The organism is Vibrio sp. J383 (assembly GCF_023503985.1).
Taxonomy (GTDB): Bacteria; Pseudomonadota; Gammaproteobacteria; order Enterobacterales; family Vibrionaceae; genus Vibrio; species Vibrio splendidus.
In genome coordinates this window covers 3194449-3212577 of the sequence record NZ_CP097293.1, presented here as the reverse complement: position 1 = coordinate 3212577, position 18129 = coordinate 3194449, and the positions used below count along the sequence as shown (strand labels likewise).

17 protein-coding genes are annotated in these 18129 nt (G+C 43.9%); 12 read left to right on the top strand and 5 right to left on the bottom strand.

Going from position 1 to position 18129, the window contains the following annotated elements; translation table 11 throughout:
- Positions 1 to 44: 44 nt before the first annotated feature.
- The 3 genes from nlpI to M4S28_RS14350 all read left to right on the top strand — a co-directional run bounded on the left by nlpI (position 45) and on the right by M4S28_RS14350 (position 2959).
- Positions 45 to 968: a lipoprotein NlpI gene (nlpI, locus tag M4S28_RS14360; protein ID WP_004734491.1), complete on the top strand. Its 924-nt coding sequence runs from the start codon at positions 45 to 47 to the stop codon at positions 966 to 968.
- A 156-nt stretch (positions 969 to 1124) separates the two neighbouring features.
- Positions 1125 to 1532, top strand: coding sequence for a MarR family winged helix-turn-helix transcriptional regulator (locus M4S28_RS14355; RefSeq protein ID WP_004734490.1), 408 nt, complete (start codon positions 1125 to 1127; stop codon positions 1530 to 1532).
- Positions 1533 to 1621: 89 nt separating this feature from the next.
- On the top strand, positions 1622 to 2959 hold the full coding sequence (locus M4S28_RS14350; protein ID WP_102444419.1) for an MATE family efflux transporter: 1338 nt from the start codon (positions 1622 to 1624) through the stop codon (positions 2957 to 2959).
- 86 nt (positions 2960 to 3045) lie between these two features.
- Here M4S28_RS14350 and M4S28_RS14345 read toward each other — a convergent pair whose 3' ends face one another.
- From M4S28_RS14345 to M4S28_RS14335, 3 genes are all read right to left on the bottom strand, one after another.
- Entirely contained in the window at positions 3046 to 3924 is an 879-nt protein-coding gene (locus M4S28_RS14345) for a U32 family peptidase (protein ID WP_017084242.1), read from the bottom strand.
- Between the two features lie 18 nt (positions 3925 to 3942).
- Positions 3943 to 4956 (bottom strand): ubiquinone anaerobic biosynthesis protein UbiU, encoded by a 1014-nt coding sequence (ubiU, locus tag M4S28_RS14340; protein ID WP_004734487.1) that lies wholly within the window; start codon positions 4954 to 4956, stop codon positions 3943 to 3945.
- Positions 4957 to 5134: 178 nt separating this feature from the next.
- Positions 5135 to 7174 carry a sensor domain-containing protein gene (locus M4S28_RS14335; protein ID WP_249632007.1) on the bottom strand — a complete coding sequence of 680 codons (2040 nt, stop codon included), beginning with the start codon at positions 7172 to 7174 and terminating at the stop codon, positions 5135 to 5137.
- 258 nt (positions 7175 to 7432) lie between these two features.
- Here M4S28_RS14335 and ubiT point away from each other — a divergent pair, with 258 nt between their 5' ends.
- The 6 genes from ubiT to M4S28_RS14305 all read left to right on the top strand — a co-directional run bounded on the left by ubiT (position 7433) and on the right by M4S28_RS14305 (position 12139).
- Positions 7433 to 7960, top strand: coding sequence for a ubiquinone anaerobic biosynthesis accessory factor UbiT (ubiT, locus tag M4S28_RS14330; protein ID WP_004734485.1), 528 nt, complete (start codon positions 7433 to 7435; stop codon positions 7958 to 7960).
- Positions 7944 to 8447 (top strand): GNAT family N-acetyltransferase, encoded by a 504-nt coding sequence (locus M4S28_RS14325; protein ID WP_004734484.1) that lies wholly within the window; start codon positions 7944 to 7946, stop codon positions 8445 to 8447. Before ubiT ends, M4S28_RS14325 begins: the two co-directional genes overlap by 17 nt.
- Positions 8448 to 8601: 154 nt before the next feature.
- The gene (locus tag M4S28_RS14320; protein WP_029222295.1) at positions 8602 to 9000 is read left to right on the top strand and encodes a DNA polymerase III subunit psi; all 399 of its coding nucleotides are present in this window, start codon (positions 8602 to 8604) and stop codon (positions 8998 to 9000) included.
- Complete coding sequence (gene rimI / locus M4S28_RS14315; protein WP_249632006.1) at positions 8993 to 9448, top strand: ribosomal protein S18-alanine N-acetyltransferase; 456 nt, start codon at positions 8993 to 8995, stop codon at positions 9446 to 9448. Before M4S28_RS14320 ends, rimI begins: the two co-directional genes overlap by 8 nt.
- 173 nt (positions 9449 to 9621) lie before the next feature.
- Positions 9622 to 11202, top strand: coding sequence for a peptide chain release factor 3 (gene prfC, locus M4S28_RS14310; protein ID WP_249632005.1), 1581 nt, complete (start codon positions 9622 to 9624; stop codon positions 11200 to 11202).
- A gap of 106 nt (positions 11203 to 11308) precedes the next feature.
- Entirely contained in the window at positions 11309 to 12139 is an 831-nt protein-coding gene (locus M4S28_RS14305) for a LysR family transcriptional regulator (protein WP_114633971.1), read from the top strand.
- Here M4S28_RS14305 and M4S28_RS14300 read toward each other — a convergent pair.
- Entirely contained in the window at positions 12136 to 12849 is a 714-nt protein-coding gene (locus M4S28_RS14300; RefSeq protein WP_114633970.1) for a hypothetical protein, read from the bottom strand. The two genes, M4S28_RS14305 and M4S28_RS14300, sit on opposite strands and share 4 nt — an antisense overlap.
- A gap of 95 nt (positions 12850 to 12944) precedes the next feature.
- Positions 12945 to 15182 (bottom strand): hypothetical protein, encoded by a 2238-nt coding sequence (locus tag M4S28_RS14295; protein WP_249632004.1) that lies wholly within the window; start codon positions 15180 to 15182, stop codon positions 12945 to 12947.
- Between the two features lie 280 nt (positions 15183 to 15462).
- Here M4S28_RS14295 and M4S28_RS14290 point away from each other — a divergent pair, with 280 nt between their 5' ends.
- The 3 genes from M4S28_RS14290 to M4S28_RS14280 all read left to right on the top strand — a co-directional run bounded on the left by M4S28_RS14290 (position 15463) and on the right by M4S28_RS14280 (position 17878).
- A complete protein-coding gene (locus M4S28_RS14290; RefSeq protein WP_157936365.1) occupies positions 15463 to 15618 on the top strand; it encodes a DUF5363 family protein in 156 nt (51 codons plus the stop codon).
- Complete coding sequence (locus M4S28_RS14285) at positions 15599 to 16411, top strand: TatD family hydrolase (RefSeq protein WP_249632003.1); 813 nt, start codon at positions 15599 to 15601, stop codon at positions 16409 to 16411. Before M4S28_RS14290 ends, M4S28_RS14285 begins: the two co-directional genes overlap by 20 nt.
- A 204-nt stretch (positions 16412 to 16615) precedes the next feature.
- Positions 16616 to 17878 carry a NupC/NupG family nucleoside CNT transporter gene (locus M4S28_RS14280; RefSeq protein WP_004734478.1) on the top strand — a complete coding sequence of 421 codons (1263 nt, stop codon included), beginning with the start codon at positions 16616 to 16618 and terminating at the stop codon, positions 17876 to 17878.
- The last annotated feature ends 251 nt before the right edge of the window (positions 17879 to 18129 follow it).

Genomic DNA, 18129 nt, shown 5'->3' with positions numbered 1-18129 from the left:
ATCGCTCCCCTTTTTTATTGCGGTCATAACAGGAGTAATTATTTGTGAAATGGTTTCAAACCGCGAGTATGTGTTTACTGCTTGTACTAACTGGTTGTGCGACAACATCAGATAACACCTCACGTTGGGTTTATCCACCAATGGCTGTGCCGCTTCAACCAAGTGTTCAGCAAGAAGTGCAAATAGCGCGCCTTAGTCAGTTATTACAGCGCCCAGATTTGAACGATGAAGTTCGAGCTAAAATGTTGTTCGAGCGTGGTAATTACTACGATAGCGTTGGCCTGCGTGATTTAGCACGTCTTGATTTCAATCAGTCTCTTTCATTGAACCCCGCTCAACCTGATATCTTCAACCTTTTGGGTGTTTACTTTACGCAAGTAGGGGAGTTTGATGCCGCTTATGAATCTTTTGATTCTACGTTAGAGCTTGATCCTGCAAACTCATATGCAGAACGAAATCGTTCTATCGCACTCTACTATGGCGAGCGCTATGACTTAGCCAACGAAGAGATGATGAAGCACTACGCTGATGATCCTAGCGATCCGTTTCGCGCTCTGTGGCTTTACATCATTCAGCATGAACTCACACCAGAACAAGCAAAGCTTGATTTGCAAAAGCGTTACGAGAGTCGTGATGAGCAGTGGGGTTGGGTATTAGTTGCCATCATGCTTGACGATATTACCGAAGAGCAGGCTTTCAAAGCTATTCTAACCGGGACTCGTGACAATACGCTCCTAGCTCAACGTCTGACGGAAACGTACTTCTACCTTGCTAAGCGCCACCACATGAATGGTGATTACGCGAATGCGATCTCTTTGTACAAGTTAGCGGTTTCTTTTAACGTGTATGAATACGTAGAACACCGTTACTCTTTCTTAGAGTTAAGCCGTATCTTCACTACGCTTAAAGCCGAGCATTTAGCGCAAGTTAAGTTGGCTGAGGCCGAAGAAGAAGCTAACGCTAAGTAAGTGACATAGTAAGAATATTAAAAACCGCTGCCTGTCAGCGGTTTTTTTATGCTCCTTTTTTATAAACGGGGGGCTCGTTTTTGATTGCATTTTATTTAAACAAGATTAAAATAGTTAGTCTTGCTAACTAAATGTAAATTCTGTGGTTGGAAATCTATGCTGGACCAAAATCTAGAAAAAATTGAACGCTTTGCTTCTAAGATATGGCGCACTCAGGTGAACGAAGATCCTATCTGCCAGTTGAGCTTCAATGAGTACGATTATTTGAAGGTCATTCAAGCATCGTTAGAGCCTATTCGACTAACAGACCTCGCTATTGAGATGCAGGTGACAAAACCTTCTGCGACGACTATGGTTCAAAGGCTAGAAAGAAAAGGTCTAGTTGAGCGCAAAGCATCTCTTGAAGATGCGAGATCAAAGCTGGTGATTTTGACCCAAAAGGCTGAAGTCGGTTTGGAAGAAGAAAGTAAAATCTATCAGGTCATGGCACAGATACTGGAAAGTCGCTTGTCTGAGCAAGAATCCCACCAGCTGAACCTATTATTAAACAAGGCTTTGAAATAAATAATTTAGATATTTAGTTAGCCTTGTTAACTAGTTTTACGAGTCATATCCCATTGATATGCGACTCACTGAAGAAAGTAGAGTAAGAAATGAGTAACTCAATTAGTCGTCAATTCTGGCGATACACAATTCCTACCGTAGCGGCGATGTTAGTTAATGGCCTTTACCAAGTGGTGGATGGTATTTTCATTGGCCGTTATGTAGGGGCCGATGGACTTGCGGGCATTAACGTCGCGTGGCCTGTTATTGGGTCGATCCTCGGTATTGGTATGCTTGTGGGCGTGGGTACGGGTGCGCTTGTCTCGATCCGTCAAGGCGAAAAAGACACCAAAGGCGCTAAGCAGATCTTAGCAACCGGTCTAACATTGTTGTTGGCGATAACCCCCATTGTTTCTGGATTGTTGTTTCTGTTTGCCGATAACTTCTTGCTTTGGCAGGGGGCTGAAGGGCGAGTGTATGAACTAGGCCTGCAATACTTACATATTCTGATTGGCGCTAGTGTCTTCACTTTAGGCTCTATCGCGATGCCGTTTTTACTGCGTAACGATGACAGTCCTAACTTGGCCACCATACTGATGATTGTCGGTGCGGTGATTAACATTGTATTGGATTACCTATTTATCGCGCAGCTTGGTTGGGAGTTGAAGGGTGCTGCATTGGCAACCGCAATTGCTCAGTTTGTGGTAACGGGTTTGGGGTTGGCTTACTTTTTCTCACGTCGAGCAAACTTACGCTTACGTTGGAATGAACTGAGACTGAAGTTCTCGGTGATTCCTGAAATCTTCGCCATTGGTACATCGAGCTTCTTTATGTACGCTTATGGTTCGATGATGGTGGCGCTGCACAATGCCTTGTTCTCTCAATATGGCGACCAGCTGATGATTGGTGCTTACGCTATTTTGGGCTACATAGTGACGGTTTATTATCTCACAGCGGAAGGTATCGCCAACGGCATGCAGCCATTAGTGAGCTACAACCATGGTGCGCGTAATCAAGCCAATATTCGTAAGTTACTTAAGATTGCGATGGTGAGTTCAGTATTGATCGGTGTCGCGTTTGTATTGCTGCTGAACGCATTCCCACGTGAGTTCGTTTCTGTGTTTAGTTCGGATGAACCTCAGCTAGTTGAGTACACAGTGTTGGGTATCCGACTGCACATGTTTGCACTGGCGCTTGATGGCTTCTTGGTGGTAGCGGGTGCTTACTATCAGGCGGTGAACAAAGGCAGTAAAGCGATGTTTGTGACGATAGGCAATATGCTTATCCAATTACCTTTCTTGTACATCATGCCTAAATTGTACGGTGTGCCGGGGATTTGGATTGCCTATCCACTGTCTAACATCGCACTCAGCGTAGTGGTTATGATCATGCTCTATAAAGACGTAAAGAAGCTCGACGATGCGCCGCTAGAAACAGCGACAGCATAGGTCGCTTTTCTTGAGCTGAATAAAAAAAGGTCTAGCGAATGCTAGACCTTTTTTGTATCTGTTGCTGGCTAGTTCAATTCGAAGAACTAGATGTTCTTAACGTCTAAACCCGCAAGCTGATGCCAATAACCGTTGCATTGGCGGCTTTCAATGGTCTTTGGATTTTTACCTTGTTCGTTCGCTCTGAAGTTATTGATTTCAGAGAAGGTATCGATGCCCAATGGGCTTAAACGAACCACATCAACCAAGTCATGCATGCTCGGTAGATCATTGACTAGGTTGTAGCAGTAACCTGATTGAGTTTGAATACCGTTAAGGTTAAAGACTGACTGGCCTTCTTGGCTATCGACCTGTAGGCCGGTAGGGTATTTTATGCAGCAGGTTTCGCAATCGTCTTTGGCTTTGTTTTCTGCGCGAGCAGTAAAGCATCGTGCTGAGTAAGCAAGTGGTAGGTAGCCGTGGCTAAATACTTCTACTTCGAACTTATTACGGATATTAAGCTCTTCGCACTGTGTCATTACGTTGCTTAGCCATTCGCGAGAAAGCTCAACAGGCATACACCAACGCGTCATACCTTGTTTCAAGAACAGGTTCAGAGTACGTGCGTTGTAGGTGTTAACCGCCGGGCCAACCACAAAAGGCACTTTGCTTTCGCTTGCTAATTGAATCGCAGACACGTCGTTGGCTTCAATCGCAAAGTCACCGTTATCAATGTACTTCTTCATGATGTTGACTTCGCTTGGTGCTTCTAGCAATGCCATGGTGGAAAGTACGACTTGCTTACCTGAAGCCGACAGCTCTTTGGCAATATCCATCCAGTGTTTTGCTTTCATCTCACGACGCTTTGAACACACGGCTTCACCTAGGTAGATGATATCAGCAGAGCTTGACTTCGCTTGCTCATAGAAGCTTTCAACGTCTTGTTTTGGCCAAAAATAAAGAAGAGGGCCTAATGCGTATTTCATTGAGTTCTCCATTTGGCTCTATTGCCATTTACGGTGATAAGCGCCAAGCGTGGTTTGTGTACCTTCAGATACATTCGCCAGTGTCGCATTCCAAGCTTGTTCCACTTGGTATTGTTCTGGGTTCGCTAAGTAGCGGTCGATAGCTGCGCGCCAAGTACGAGTCACTTGCTCGACATAAGCAGGGCTACGTTGGCGACCTTCAATTTTCACTGAGGCAACGTTGGCAGCAAATAGCTCAGGCAACATAGACAGCGTGTTGAGGCTGGTTGGCTCTTCAAGTGCGTGATAGCGTTTACGCTCACCATCGATTTCTGCTTCAAAGCGGCCTTTACACAGCGTTGGGTAGCCCGCGTTTTCGCCAGCTACGTACTTGTCGATAAGAATCTCATTCAAGCGTGACTCTAGGCCTGTTTCTGTTTCTTGCCAGCGAACGTATTTTGCTGGAGAACAAGCACCAACGGTATTGGGTGATTCGCCGGTCATATATGAAGAGAGGTAGCAACGACCTTCTGCCATGATGCACAAACTACCAAAAGCGAATACTTCAAGGTCAACGTCAGAGGTGATGTTACGAGAAAGCTGTTTGACCTGATGAATTGACAATACGCGAGGCAATACCACACGCTTTACATTGAAGTTCTTGTGGTAGAAGTCGATTGCAGCCGCATTGGTCGCAGAAGCTTGAACCGATAGATGCAATTCTAGTTCTGGATATTTGTTTGCTGCGTACTCAAGCACTGCGATATCAGCAATGATCAGCGCATCAACACCTAGTGCTGCGGCGTTGTCTACGGCATTTGTCCAGCGTTCGAAGCCATTTGGGTGAGCAAAAGTATTTAAGGCAACGTGAATTTTCTTGTTGCGGTCATGCACATATTGCACAGCACGATCGAGCTTTTTACCCGCAAAGTTAAGGCCTGCAAAGTGTCGGGCATTGGTATCGTCTTTGAATCCGATATAGACAGCATCCGCACCACAATCAATAGCGGTTTTCAAAGCAGGTAAGTTACCCGCTGGGCATAAGAGTTCCATTTGCTCACTACCAGTAGAATGAAATTGAAGCGAGTATTTTATGAAGAATTATGAATGACGGAATTGATGTAAGGCAGGTTTAGATGGATAAATCTGCTTTTACTCCGTTTGGGGTACTGACTAGTAAGGCTTTTGTGCTTTGGTGTGGCTTTTGACAGGGTGATAGTTGAATCGTGTACTAGTTCTTATGGCGACGATTTTGGGCAAACAGCTCTTCGACGTCTTGTTTCGGTTGTGGGCGATAGAAGTGGAAGCCTTGAATTGAACTACAGTTGAGGTTTGATAGAAGCGTCGCTTGTTCACTGGTTTCGACGCCTTCTGCCACTACAGTTAAATCGAGAGATTTACCTAGGTTGATGATGTTTTCAATCACAGTGATTTGCTTTGGTAGCGTATCGATATCAGAAATGAAAGCACGGTCAATCTTAAGCTCATCAATTGGGAAGCGAGCCAAATAAGACAGAGAAGAGTAGCCCGTACCAAAATCATCGATAGATAAAGCAAAGCCGAGTTTCTTTATAGCGTTAAGCATTTGAAGTGTGTGTTCACTATCACTCATCACCGCGCTTTCTGTCAGCTCAAACGTAATAGCACTAGGGTCAAGCTCTGTTGAACGAAGTAACTTTTCAACGTAATCAATCAGTTTCGGGTTACCAAATTGCTCTGGAGACAAGTTAATAGCCACTCTACCTGGCAAGATACCTTGCATCTTCCAGCGCTTAACCGTGGCAAATACTTCACGCATCACCACTCGGCCAAGTTGTTCAATAAGGCCAGCTCGTTCCGCTACAGGGATAAATGCGGCAGGGCTGATGTAGCCTTCTACTGGGTGCTTCCAGCGCACTAACGCTTCTGCACCGTTGATGGTGAAATCACGCGCGTTGACCTTAGGTTGATACCAAACCTCAAGTCCATTCTGTTGCAGTGCTTTTTGTAGCTCTATCTCCAACCACAATCGCATACGCGCTTCTTTGTTCATCTGTTCGTTGAACTTGATCAGGCGGTTACGTCCACGATCTTTGGCTTCATACATTGCGGTGTCTGCATTTTGCAGCAAGATACGAGCATCGGTGCCATCTTGAGGAAAGCTCACGCTGCCAATCGAGCAGGCTAAGCGCTTACTAAAGTGGTGAAGATCGAAGGGTTGATTGATCAGGGAAATGATCTTTTCAGCGAGCATTTCAGGCGTTCGCTGATGTTCAGGTTCTGGCAGGATAATACCAAACTCATCCCCGCCTAAATGACCAATAACGGCCTGACGAGGCAGTAAACGTTTTAGGCGTGAAGCAACCTCTTTAATCACTTTATCGCCAATATGATGACCTAGTGAATCATTGATATTCTTAAAGTTATCAATATCTAAGTAGAGCATCACAACTGGCGTATCGTTTTGAATGAACTGCTCAAGACGTTTGGTGAACCCAACTCGGTTGTAGAGCTTGGTCAGTGCATCGATGTAGGCATCTTCACTGTTTGCAGGCGTATACTGCTTTGTGGTCTCTTGTGCATCTTGGATAAGCACAAGCTGAGTGTTACTTCCAAGAATAGTGGTGGAGTCGATGTTGAGTTGAACCTTACGTTCAAATCCGCATCGGGCACCCGTTAAGCAAACCAAACCAGACTCAGAAATAATAGAACTCAGGTTATTATTGAAGACTGTTTTGGTTTGTTCATCGATGAATAATCGTCCCAACTCTTCGCCAATTAACTCGGTGGTGGAGTTAAAGCCGAGCAAGCGTGCTGCTGCTGGGTTTGATGACAAGATGTAGTCACTTTCAACTAACAGTAATCCGTCAGGGAGTAGGTGAGATAGCTTGTGGAATTTCGCTTCGGATTCTTCTAAAGAACGGGCAAGTACTTGGTTTTCTGATGTGTCGAAGGCATGAAAGACAATGTAGTCGGTTTTGTTGCCATTCGTCAGCGGAGATAGACTGAAATGAAGGCTGGTATCGAGGTTAGTTTCGTTGAGAGTGACTTCAGCCTCAATCGTTTCACCATTGAATGCACGCTCATAGTAAGGCTTAAGGTGTTGGTAGAATTGCTCACCTAATGTTTGGCGGTCATTCATGCCAGCAAGCTCGGTTTTACTCAAACCAGCAATATCGCAGTAACGCTCATTAACCATAAAATAGTTATGTTGGGCGTCAAGTACCGCAAAAAAGAACGGACTGTTTGCTGTTAGCTGGGTAAACCAATGTTGTAGTTGCTGGGGAGGCATCAAAGTACTACCAATTCTCCAAGAGCTTGAATATTCACTATCGATAAATATTTATTACTTTTTGTGTGGCTATCGATATTTACCTGTGAGTGCAGCGATCCGCTGTAATTCTCATGACCTGAGTTACTATAACTGTGATTTTCAGGATATTAAAGGTCGAGTATCAAACCGAAGTTAATTTGATACATAACAGTAACTGAGATTTCAACATCATCTATGATGCATTCCATATTATTGACAAAGTTACGGATAAGTCACGTGATAAACAAGATTCGCACTCAACTAGTTCAAAATGCCGCATCAATTTTGCGATCTCCAGTCCAGTTATTGCCTAAAACAGTACAAAAAAGAGCCTTATTGGAGGCGCTTAAGAATGTCTTTAAGGAAGCTTTAGAGGACGGTGACTTTGAATTCTTAGAAGACAAGTGGCTTAAAGTCTCAATAAAAGATATGGGGTTAAGTTGGTGTATTAGCTATCAAAATGAGCAACTAGTTGTAGCTGATAACGAGGTTGTTGAAGATGTAAGCTTTAGCGGAAACCTTAACGATCTTGTGCTGATTGCCGGGCGTAAAGAAGACCCAGATACGCTTTTCTTTCAACGTAGACTGTCTATTGAGGGCGATACAGAGCTTGGTTTAGAAGTCAAAAACTTGATGGATAGCGTAGATTTAGACGTATTGCCGACTCCTATGAAAACTTTGTTAAATCAATTAGCTGATTTTGTGCAGAAGGGAGTACAATCCCCAGATACACAAAGTGAGGTAATGAATGCTTATTCGAACTGAAGCACCGGCAGATATACTTGTCATTGATCGTTTATTGAAATCTGTTTTTGAAACAGATGCAGAAGCTAATTTGGTTATGAGCTTGCGTGAGAATAGCCATTTAACGCTATCGCTGGTGGCTTGTTCTGATGAGGGCGAGGTGGTTGGTCACCTGATGTTTAGCCCTATCACTCTCCATGGTGACGATCATAACTGGCAGGGACTTGCGCCTCTCGCAGTGAAAGAAGAGTACCGCAATCAAGGTATTGCCAAATCACTGGTTGAAGACGCATTTTCTACATTGGTAGATTTCGGTTACCCAGCCTGTGTTGTGCTTGGTGATCCTGCTTACTACGGCCGCTTTGGTTTTAAGGCTGCGAGCGAGTTTGGCCTGAGTTGTGTTTGGGATGTACCTGAAGGTGCTTTCCAAGCGATTGAGTTGGTAGAAGGTGTGTTTGCTGGGCATTCTGGTGAGATTGCTTACAGCCCAGAGTTCAACGACTTATAAGCTGATTTACCACGTAATCCGATACAAACTGATTTAGTCTAAATAAAGGAGCTTGATGCTCCTTTATTTTTTGTTAGTATCAGCCCCAATGAGCTCCTTTTCAGTTCGCTCTAAGAAGAGCAATACCAACAAACCTAAGGTTACACCGCTAGATATGTCACAAACACACGCACAATACCTGCAAGAGATGGGCATCAGCCAATGGGAGCTTAGTCACCCAGAGCGTTTGGTTGGCTACGAATCTGAATTGATTCCGCTATCGAGCGACTGTAAGTTGCTACTGGTTTCGCCTGAAAAACCTCAGGAAGATCTCGCTGTGATGTTTGAACGCGTACTTAAAAGTATCAAGCTCGACTTATCTCAGGCTTTACACCTTCAACCACAACACTTGTCTGCTGTGGATTTAGGTTCGGTTGAATGGGTATGGTTTGCTGGTTGCGAATCTGCCCATGAACTGAAGGCAAAAACACTTCAATCTCCATTACTGTCTGACATTAACGGTAATAACCAACATCGCCGCGACTTATGGCAACAAATTTGTGCTTATGACTAATCAATTATTACCCACTTCAGAACAACACCTCGACGCTATTTGGCAAATTGAGCAGACCGCGCATTCTCATCCTTGGTCTGAAAACATGATTCGTGATCTTAATAGCCGTGGAGGCAGCCACCGTGTTTTAGAAGTCGATGGAAAGGTTGTCGGCTATTTCTATGCTCAGAACATTGTCGGTGAAGTGACTTTGCTGACGATAGCGGTTGACCCTAAGGAGCAAGGTAAAGGTTACGGCAAGGCTTTGGTTGAGCACTTTCTCGATATGTGTGAACAAGCTGACGCGGAAAGTGCTTGGCTGGAAGTTCGCGAAAGTAATGTGAATGCTTTTAATCTTTACGAGAAGGCTGGCTTTAATGAAGTTGACCGTCGTCGTAACTATTACCCAACCAAGCAAGGCAACGAAGATGCGATCATTATGAGCTATCTTTTTATGTCGTTTAGTTAGGGCGTGTTACGTCTTTTAGCCGACTAGATAACTAACCACAGAATTAGCCACAAAATAGGGTGTAAACTGACCCTTTAGAAAGTGACTCGCTTTCTGTATAATCCGCACACAGAATTCAAGGGCAAGTATTATCTACTTGCCCTTTTTACGCTTTAGATCAGCAAAGGGCGACTATGTCTTTCCAACAAGAAGTGAGCAAACGTAGAACGTTTGCAATTATCTCTCACCCGGATGCGGGTAAAACCACGATTACTGAAAAAGTTCTTTTATTCGGAAACGCAATTCAAAAAGCGGGTACCGTAAAAGGTCGTGGCTCTAACCAGCACGCTAAATCTGACTGGATGGAGATGGAAAAAGAACGTGGTATTTCGGTAACCACGTCGGTAATGCAATTCCCATACAATGATTGCCTAGTAAACCTACTCGATACTCCAGGACACGAAGATTTCTCGGAAGATACGTACCGTACTCTAACAGCGGTTGACTCTTGTTTGATGGTTATCGATGCTGCGAAAGGTGTCGAGGATCGTACTCGTAAACTGATGGAAGTAACGCGTCTACGTGATACTCCAATCGTAACGTTTATGAACAAACTTGACCGTGACGTTCGTGACCCAATGGAAGTGCTTGATGAAGTGGAAAGCGAGCTAGGTATGGCTTGTGCTCCAATCTCATGGCCAATCGGTTGTGGTAAAGAGTTTAAAGGTGTTTATCACATTCATCGTGATGAAACGATCTTGTACGAATCTGGCCACGGCCATGAGATCCAAGAAGTTCGCATCATTAAAGGTTTAGATAACCCTGAACTAGACGAAGCTGTTGGCGAAGATCTGGCGAGCAGTGTTCGTGAAGAGCTTGAATTGGTTATCGGCGCATGCCCTGAGTTTGACCGCGAACTGTTCCTGGCTGGCGAGTTGACTCCGGTTTACTTCGGTACTGCATTAGGTAACTTCGGTGTTGACCATATGCTTGACGGCCTAACTCGATGGGCTCCTGAACCTCAAACGCGTCAAGCAAATGAGCGTGATGTTGAAGCGACAGAAGAGAAGTTCTCTGGCTTCGTCTTTAAGATCCAAGCAAACATGGATCCAAAACACCGTGACCGTATCGCATTCATGCGTATCGTTTCGGGTACTTACAACCAAGGTATGAAGATGAATCATGTTCGTACTGGCAAGAACGTAAGTATTTCTGATGCGGTAACCTTCATGGCGGGTGACCGTTCTCGCGCAGAGAAAGCGTATGCTGGTGACATTATCGGCCTGCATAACCACGGCACTATTCAGATTGGCGATACCTTCACACAAGGCGAAAGCTTGAAGTTCGCTGGTATTCCAAACTTCGCGCCTGAGCTATTCCGTCGTATTCGTCTACGCGATCCACTAAAGCAGAAGCAACTTCTAAAGGGTTTGGTTCAGCTTTCTGAAGAGGGCGCAGTACAAGTATTCCGTCCTATGCAGAACAACGATTTGATCGTTGGTGCGGTTGGTGTACTTCAGTTCGACGTGGTTGTAGCGCGCTTGAAAGCGGAATACAACGTAGAAGCTATCTACGAAGGTGTTAATGTTGCAACAGCTCGCTGGGTTGAATGTGATGACGCGAAGAAACTAGAAGAGTTCAAACGTAAGAACCAAGCTAACCTAGCGTTAGATGGTGGTGATAACCTGTCTTACATCGCACCTACAATGGTGAACTTGAACCTAGCTTCTGAACGTTTCCCTGACGTTCAGTTCCGAGCGACGCGCGAGCACTAATAGCGACAGTTCCACATAACATTGTTGGATAATAATAAAGCCGAATTGCTTCTAGCATTCGGCTTTTTTGTTACACTAAGAGTACACCGTTTTGATGGAGTAAAGCGTGTTTGATCTCAATTTAGTAAAGCCATTCCTCTCTGTATATCAACAAAGATCGATAACCAAAGCTGCCGAATCGTTAGAGCTAACTCAACCTGCGGTCAGTGCTGCAATCAAGAGGTTTGAAGCGGTTGTTGGCTATGCGTTGTTCGTAAGAGTAGGGCGATCAATAGAGCCAACCTCAATGGCTCACAAATTGGCTGGTCAATTATCTGATGCTTTAGAGTTGATGGAAGGTGCAGTATCAAGAAAGCGTGATTTTACTGTTTATATGCCAGCTAACTTATTACATAAAATGCCAATGCTTCATGGTGTCCAATTAGTCGAATCACCAATTTCCGTTGATAACGTCGTTGAAGATATCCGGTTAAATAGAGTCGATTTAGTGGTAGATACCGGTTTACCGAAACAAGCTAGCTTATCTTCTGAATTTGCGACAACAGATAGACTGTTATTGATGAGCGATCCCGAGGTTAGTCAGTTTGGTGAGCAGATTTCCATGGATGAGTTTCTTGCAGCACGGCATGTAACCTTAAAGTTACTTCGTCAAGATACTCAAATAGTCGACTTTCTTTCCGAAAAGAGCTTCACACGTGATGTGGCAATTGAAGTTCGAAATCTAACTAACTTGATCTTAGCAGTAAAAGGAACTGACTATATTGCTGCGGTTCCGGTTAGCATGATCCATTTGGCTAAAACCATCGGTTTACAAATTCATGAACCTCCATTTGCGATGCGCCCGGTGGAGTTTGAGTTTTTCTATCACAAGAAGTATCAAACTAATGGGCAGCATCAAGAGTTGCGAAATGAGCTTAAACACTTATTAAATAGTTAGAAATCGAAGGCTAAACCGAATTCCACATAGTTTTTATTTTCAGGGTATATCGTGTAGGTCACGGACGGTTTTACATACTTCAAGTTAAGGAATATAGCTACCTCGTGATAGTGGATGTTGGTTCTAGTTTCATTTCTGATATATCCAGGCCCTATAGCGGTACCATCTTTAATGTAAAAGTCTTGGGTATCTTTTTTGAATCCGATTTCTTGGTTGAATTTGTAAAGAAAATCAGCATATTGAATCGGGCTCCACAGAGCGCCAGCGCTATAATCGAATGTATCAGAGGCTCTATATTCCACGCATAAGTTTGGAAGACAAGCATCGAAATCTCTATCCATGTAGTTGTAATTAAGATCTCCGATTAATGTCCATTGTTCATGGATTAGCTTCGCGGCAAAGATTCCCGTTGTGATTTCATGCTCACTGACTTTTACCGTATTTTCAGTGTAGTACGTATCGCCTTGCCAGAAAGAGTAGCCAACACCGGCTTGCCAGTATTCTTGAGTATCAACTTCTCCAAAAACACGCAACTTATCATTGATTTGATAATTTATATCAAGAGTGGCAACTGTTTTCTCGTTGTCTGGATTTTGAGATAAGCTGACGGAAAAAATATCAGTAAAACGCTCAATAGATTCAATAAGGGTGTCATTTGCAGATGAGTAAAAAGGGAAGGTTGAAGCAAGTATTAATAGAAGGCGTTTCATATTCAAATTCCGAATCGCTTTCCTTAGCTAGTGAGTAGAACACCCGATAATAGCGTTCACTATTATCGGGTGAGAGGATTTAACTTGGTTTTAGATTAACCGCGTAAACGTTGTTGAATAGCGGATTTAGCTTTCTGTAGCTTGGTTGGGTCGATAGATTGCACTCTGTCTTTTACGTTGTTTTTAACCGCTGGAGGGAGTGTTACATCACCTCGGTCATTTATAACAATACCGTTCCCAAAAGTGACTGTTCCATTTACTTCATCTATGTAGCCTTCACCCACAATATTTCCGTGGCGATCTTTGATGTGAACGACACCACGGTCATCAGCTTCAGCTATATAGTCAGTCGTATGAGATTTACCATTTACCGTTACAACAATGTTGTCACCTTCTAACCCAGCAGAAATAGTTGGCTTCGCAGGGGCGTCGATTTGTGGCATATCAGCAGGTTTTAGGTTCTCATCGATGAAGTCTTTAGCTGCAGCAATTTTAGAACCGTCGAAGTGTTTCCAATCACCACCATTAATGCTGACATGAACACCACCATCGTGTTTACGCTGGTCGTTAACTTCAACTGTTTTTACACCGTCTTCAGTCACTTTCTCAAAGCGGTAGAAGTCTTGAACACCCGCGCCAATGTCGACACGAGTCCAACCCTCACCGACAATGCCGTTGCCGTATTCTGGGTCAGACAGTTGAGGCATATCAGCAGGCTTTAAGTGCTCATCGATGAAGTCTTTAGCTGCAGCAATTTTAGAACCGTCGAAGTGTTTCCAATCACCACCATTAATGCTGACATGAACACCACCATCGTGTTTACGCTGGTCGTTAACTTCAACTGTTTTTACACCGTCTTCAGTCACTTTCTCAAAGCGGTAGAAGTCTTGAACACCCGCGCCAATGTCGACACGAGTCCAACCCTCACCGACAATGCCGTTACCATATTCTGGGTCAGACAGTTGAGGCATATCAGCAGGCTTTAAATGCTCATCGATGAAGTCTTTAGCTGCAGCAATTTTAGAACCGTCGAAGTGCTTCCAATCACCACCATTAATACTGACATGAACACCACCATCGTGTTTACGCTGGTCGTTAACTTCGACTGTTTTTACACCGTCTTCAGTCACTTTCTCAAAGCGGTAGAAGTCTTGAACACCCGCGCCAATGTCGACACGAGTCCAACCCTCACCGACAATGCCGTTGCCGTATTCTGGGTCAGACAGTTGAGGCATATCAGCAGGTTTTAGGTGCTCATCGATGAAGTCTTTAGCTGCAGCAATTTTAGAACCGTCGAAGTGTTTCCAATCACCACCATTAATGCTGATATGAACACCACCATCGTGTTTACGCTGGTCGTTAACTTCAACTGTTTTTACACCGTCTTCAGTCACTTTCTCAAAGCGGTAGAAGTCTTGAACACCCGCGCCAATGTCGACACGAGTCCAACCCTCACCGACAATGCCGTTACCGTATTCTGGATCTGAAAGCTGAGGCATGTCTGCAGGACGTAGATGTTCATCGATGAAGTCTTTAGCAGCGGCAACTTTGGAGCCATCAAAGTGTTTCCAGTCACCACCATTAACGCTAATATGAACACCACCATCGTGTTTACGCTGGTCGTTAACTTCAACTGTTTTTACACCGTCTTCAGTCACTTTTTCAAAGCGATAGAAGTCTTGAACACCCGCGCCAATGTCTACACGAGTCCAACCCTCACCGATAATGCCGTTGCCAAAGTCAGGTGTATCGCCCCAATCAGGAATATCTAAGTCTGGATGGCTAACTTGATCTACTCGGTAAAGCTCGTCTCCATTGATTCCTACTATAAGTTTGCGATCGTTCACGACAATGGTTGCTGTACCATCGTTGTTAAGTGTCACATTGCTTGAGTCAACATAAACCTCTTGCCCTGCAAGAGTCACAATATATCCACTGTCATTATCCGCGACTTTCCATGTACCAACACTGTCCATTGAAGTAGTGACTGGAAGCTCTGGGATTGTATTACCGTTGTCAGATGAACTGGAAGATGAAGAACTACTTAACAGCCCTGCAACCAACGCAGCCGAAGCTGCACCAACAGCAGCCCAAGTACCGTTTGATTGTTTTTCATAGGCTACGTCATCTAATGTTGCCGTAGTGCCTGGCGTTGCATTGGCGTATTGTTCGTTTAACTTATACTGAACAGAAGCATCAACAGCTTTCATTTGTCCATCAATAAGCTGAAGTGTTTGTTGGTTGGCTAGCTCAACGTCAACTTGGTAAGGTGCAGCAAAAGTGGGTGCAGCTAACACGCTAGAAATTGTAATGGCTAAGAGTGATGCTTTCATAAAGTAGGATCTCGTTATTTAATGGAGCGTCTTGCTATCAATGCCTCCTTGGCAAGTGCGTTTATTATTTGCTGTGGTGAGATTTTCAACAATATAGCCAGCTAGTGTTGATGTATAAATTTGATTTATACATTTATCTTTTATAGGTTACTTATTGAACTTAATTATTATTTGTATGTGTAGAGTTGTTGTTTTTATTTATGATTTGGCTCTCTAGGAGTTTGTGTGGATATAAGCGGATTAGAGCATGTTGTTTTAATTTCAGAGGCTTGAGGTAAGTATGTTCAGTTGGATAAAAGCTTGGATTAAGAAATACGACAAGTGGTGTGAAGAGCTTGGTTTAACGCCTGAGAACAAGCGCAGTTGTGTTGCTTATCGTCGTGATCCCCAAGGGAAACAAACAGAGAGTAGGGAAGATGACACAGCAAATAAGTGACTTTCCGCTGTTTGATACTCATTGCCATGCGGATTTTGAGGCGTTTGAGCAAGGTTTTACACCGGATCAAAGTATTGATAGCTATCTTAAAGAAGCGAAACAAGCTCAAGTCGAGAAGATTCTTATTCCTTCTATTGGCCAAAGTAACTGGTCGAAGCTCGATAAAATCGCCAAATCTTACCCTAATGTTTACTACGCCTTAGGTTTCCACCCTTACTTTTTAGAGCAAGCCAATGACGAGCAATTCTCAGAGCTTCGCCAATTACTCTCATCAAGAACCGGTCAATGTGTTGCGATAGGAGAGTGTGGTCTCGACTTTTTTGTCGATGTCGAGCGGGAGAAACAAGAACGCTTTTTCATCCAACAAATGGAGCTAGCGAAGGCATTTGAGCTGCCTTTGATCATCCATGAGAGGAAGTCTTATAACCGACTCATTGAGCTATTAAAGCAGCACAAGTTCACTTTTGGTGGGGTGATTCACGGTTTTTCAGGGAGTGAACAGCAAGCTTTGGCGTGGATCAAGCTCGGTTTCTATATTGGTGTCGGTGGAACGATTACTTACCCAAGAGCACAAAAAACACGCACAACCATCGCAAAACTGCCTCTTGAATGCTTGGTATTGGAAACGGATGCTCCGGACATGCCTATGCATGGAAACCAAGGAAATGTTAATCATTCCAAACATTTAGTTACGATCTTAAATGAACTATTTTTGCTTAGAAAAGAGCCAAAGCAATCGGTTGCAGCGCAAATTTGGCAAAATAGCCATCGTGCATTCGGTATATGTGAATAAAATCGAAGGTTTTTGTTTATCGTTTGCGTAAATTGCACTGAGCTTGTGATTTGGTTCACATTTGCGTGTGAATGGTACATGAATCTTGTACGAAAGTGTGAGGACGGCATTACTTTATTAGTGGTCGCATGAGTATAATTGCCTCCGCTTTATAGCCCCATTTTGTAACACGCCAATAAATAACTAATAAGGAAGTCATAAACTATGAGCCTGTTTATGAGCCTCGTCGGAATGGTTGCACTGATTGCAATCGCAGTACTACTATCCGACAACCGCAAAGCAATTAATATCAGAACAGTGGGTGGCGCTTTTGCTATCCAATTCGCACTTGGTGCATTCGTACTTTACATCCCTTGGGGTCGTGATCTACTTGCAGGTTTCTCTGCTGGTGTAGCAAACGTGATCGACTACGGTAAAGATGGTACTGGCTTCCTATTTGGTAGCCTTGTTAACTTCTCAGTTGACGGTATCGGTTTCATCTTTGCATTCCAAGTTCTACCAACACTAATCTTCTTCTCTGCTCTTATCTCTGTACTTTACTACATTGGTGCGATGCAAGTTGTAATCAAGGTTCTTGGTGGTGGTCTTCAGAAAGCTCTAGGTACTTCTCGCGCCGAGTCAATGTCTGCAGCAGCAAACATTTTCGTTGGTCAAACAGAAGCACCTCTAGTAGTTCGTCCATTTGTTCCTAAAATGACTAACTCTGAACTATTCGCAGTAATGTGTGGTGGTTTAGCATCTGTTGCTGGTGGTGTACTAGCGGGTTACGCATCTATGGGTGTACCTCTAGAGTACCTAGTAGCAGCGTCATTCATGGCAGCACCTGGTGGTCTACTATTCGCTAAAATCATCAAGCCTGAAACTGATGAAGTTGACGAGAACCTAGGTTCAGACATCGACGGTGGCGACGACAAGCCTGCTAACGTTATCGATGCAGCTGCTGGCGGTGCGTCAGTTGGTCTACAACTAGCACTTAACGTTGGTGCAATGCTACTAGCATTCATCGGTCTAATCGCTCTTATCAACGGTATCCTAGGTGGCATCGGTGGTTGGTTCGGTATGGAAAACCTAACTCTAGAACTTCTTCTAGGTTGGATCTTCGCACCGTTAGCATTCATCATTGGTGTTCCATGGGAAGAAGCAACTATTGCTGGTTCTTTCATTGGTCAGAAGACAGTTGTTAACGAATTCGTTGCATACCTAAACTTCGTACCATACATCGGTGACAACGCTCAAATCGTTGAAGCGACTGGTCAAGTAATGTCTGTTAAGACTCAAGCAATTATCTCGTTCGCTCTATGTGGTTTCGCAAACCTTTCTTCAATTGCGATTCTTCTAGGTGGTCTAGGTGGTATTGCTCCAAACCGTCGTCACGACATCGCACGTATGGGTGTTAAAGCGGTTGTAGCTGGTACTCTATCTAACCTGATGGCAGCAACAATTGCTGGCTTCTTCCTATCTTTCTAATCAGTTAGAAATCGATATATAGACGCCATAATAATATCGCCCCGTAGCAAGAAATTGCTGCGGGGCTTTTTTGTTTTTGGGCCTAGTGATTTTGAGCATTAGCATGAGTGAATGCTTGGAGTCGAAAATAGGTCTAGAATGTTTTTTTGAGATACAAACCGTTTGCGTTCTAAGGAGCACTACAATTTATTGATGGATACCTATAATGTATAAGCTTAAGGGACAGGATGTCTCTTGTTGGCAAGAAAGTA

Coding starts and splice junctions, on each gene's coding strand:
- M4S28_RS14355 (WP_004734490.1), top strand. CDS start 1,125: ATGCTGGACCAAAATCTAGAAAAAATTGAACGCTTTGCTTCTAAGATA.
- M4S28_RS14350 (WP_102444419.1), top strand. CDS start 1,622: ATGAGTAACTCAATTAGTCGTCAATTCTGGCGATACACAATTCCTACC.
- M4S28_RS14345 (WP_017084242.1), bottom strand. CDS start 3,924: ATGAAATACGCATTAGGCCCTCTTCTTTATTTTTGGCCAAAACAAGAC.
- ubiU (WP_004734487.1), bottom strand. CDS start 4,956: ATGGAACTCTTATGCCCAGCGGGTAACTTACCTGCTTTGAAAACCGCT.
- M4S28_RS14335 (WP_249632007.1), bottom strand. CDS start 7,174: ATGCCTCCCCAGCAACTACAACATTGGTTTACCCAGCTAACAGCAAAC.
- M4S28_RS14325 (WP_004734484.1), top strand. CDS start 7,944: ATGCTTATTCGAACTGAAGCACCGGCAGATATACTTGTCATTGATCGT.
- M4S28_RS14320 (WP_029222295.1), top strand. CDS start 8,602: ATGTCACAAACACACGCACAATACCTGCAAGAGATGGGCATCAGCCAA.
- rimI (WP_249632006.1), top strand. CDS start 8,993: ATGACTAATCAATTATTACCCACTTCAGAACAACACCTCGACGCTATT.
- prfC (WP_249632005.1), top strand. CDS start 9,622: ATGTCTTTCCAACAAGAAGTGAGCAAACGTAGAACGTTTGCAATTATC.
- M4S28_RS14300 (WP_114633970.1), bottom strand. CDS start 12,849: ATGAAACGCCTTCTATTAATACTTGCTTCAACCTTCCCTTTTTACTCA.
- M4S28_RS14295 (WP_249632004.1), bottom strand. CDS start 15,182: ATGAAAGCATCACTCTTAGCCATTACAATTTCTAGCGTGTTAGCTGCA.
- M4S28_RS14290 (WP_157936365.1), top strand. CDS start 15,463: ATGTTCAGTTGGATAAAAGCTTGGATTAAGAAATACGACAAGTGGTGT.
- M4S28_RS14285 (WP_249632003.1), top strand. CDS start 15,599: ATGACACAGCAAATAAGTGACTTTCCGCTGTTTGATACTCATTGCCAT.
- M4S28_RS14280 (WP_004734478.1), top strand. CDS start 16,616: ATGAGCCTGTTTATGAGCCTCGTCGGAATGGTTGCACTGATTGCAATC.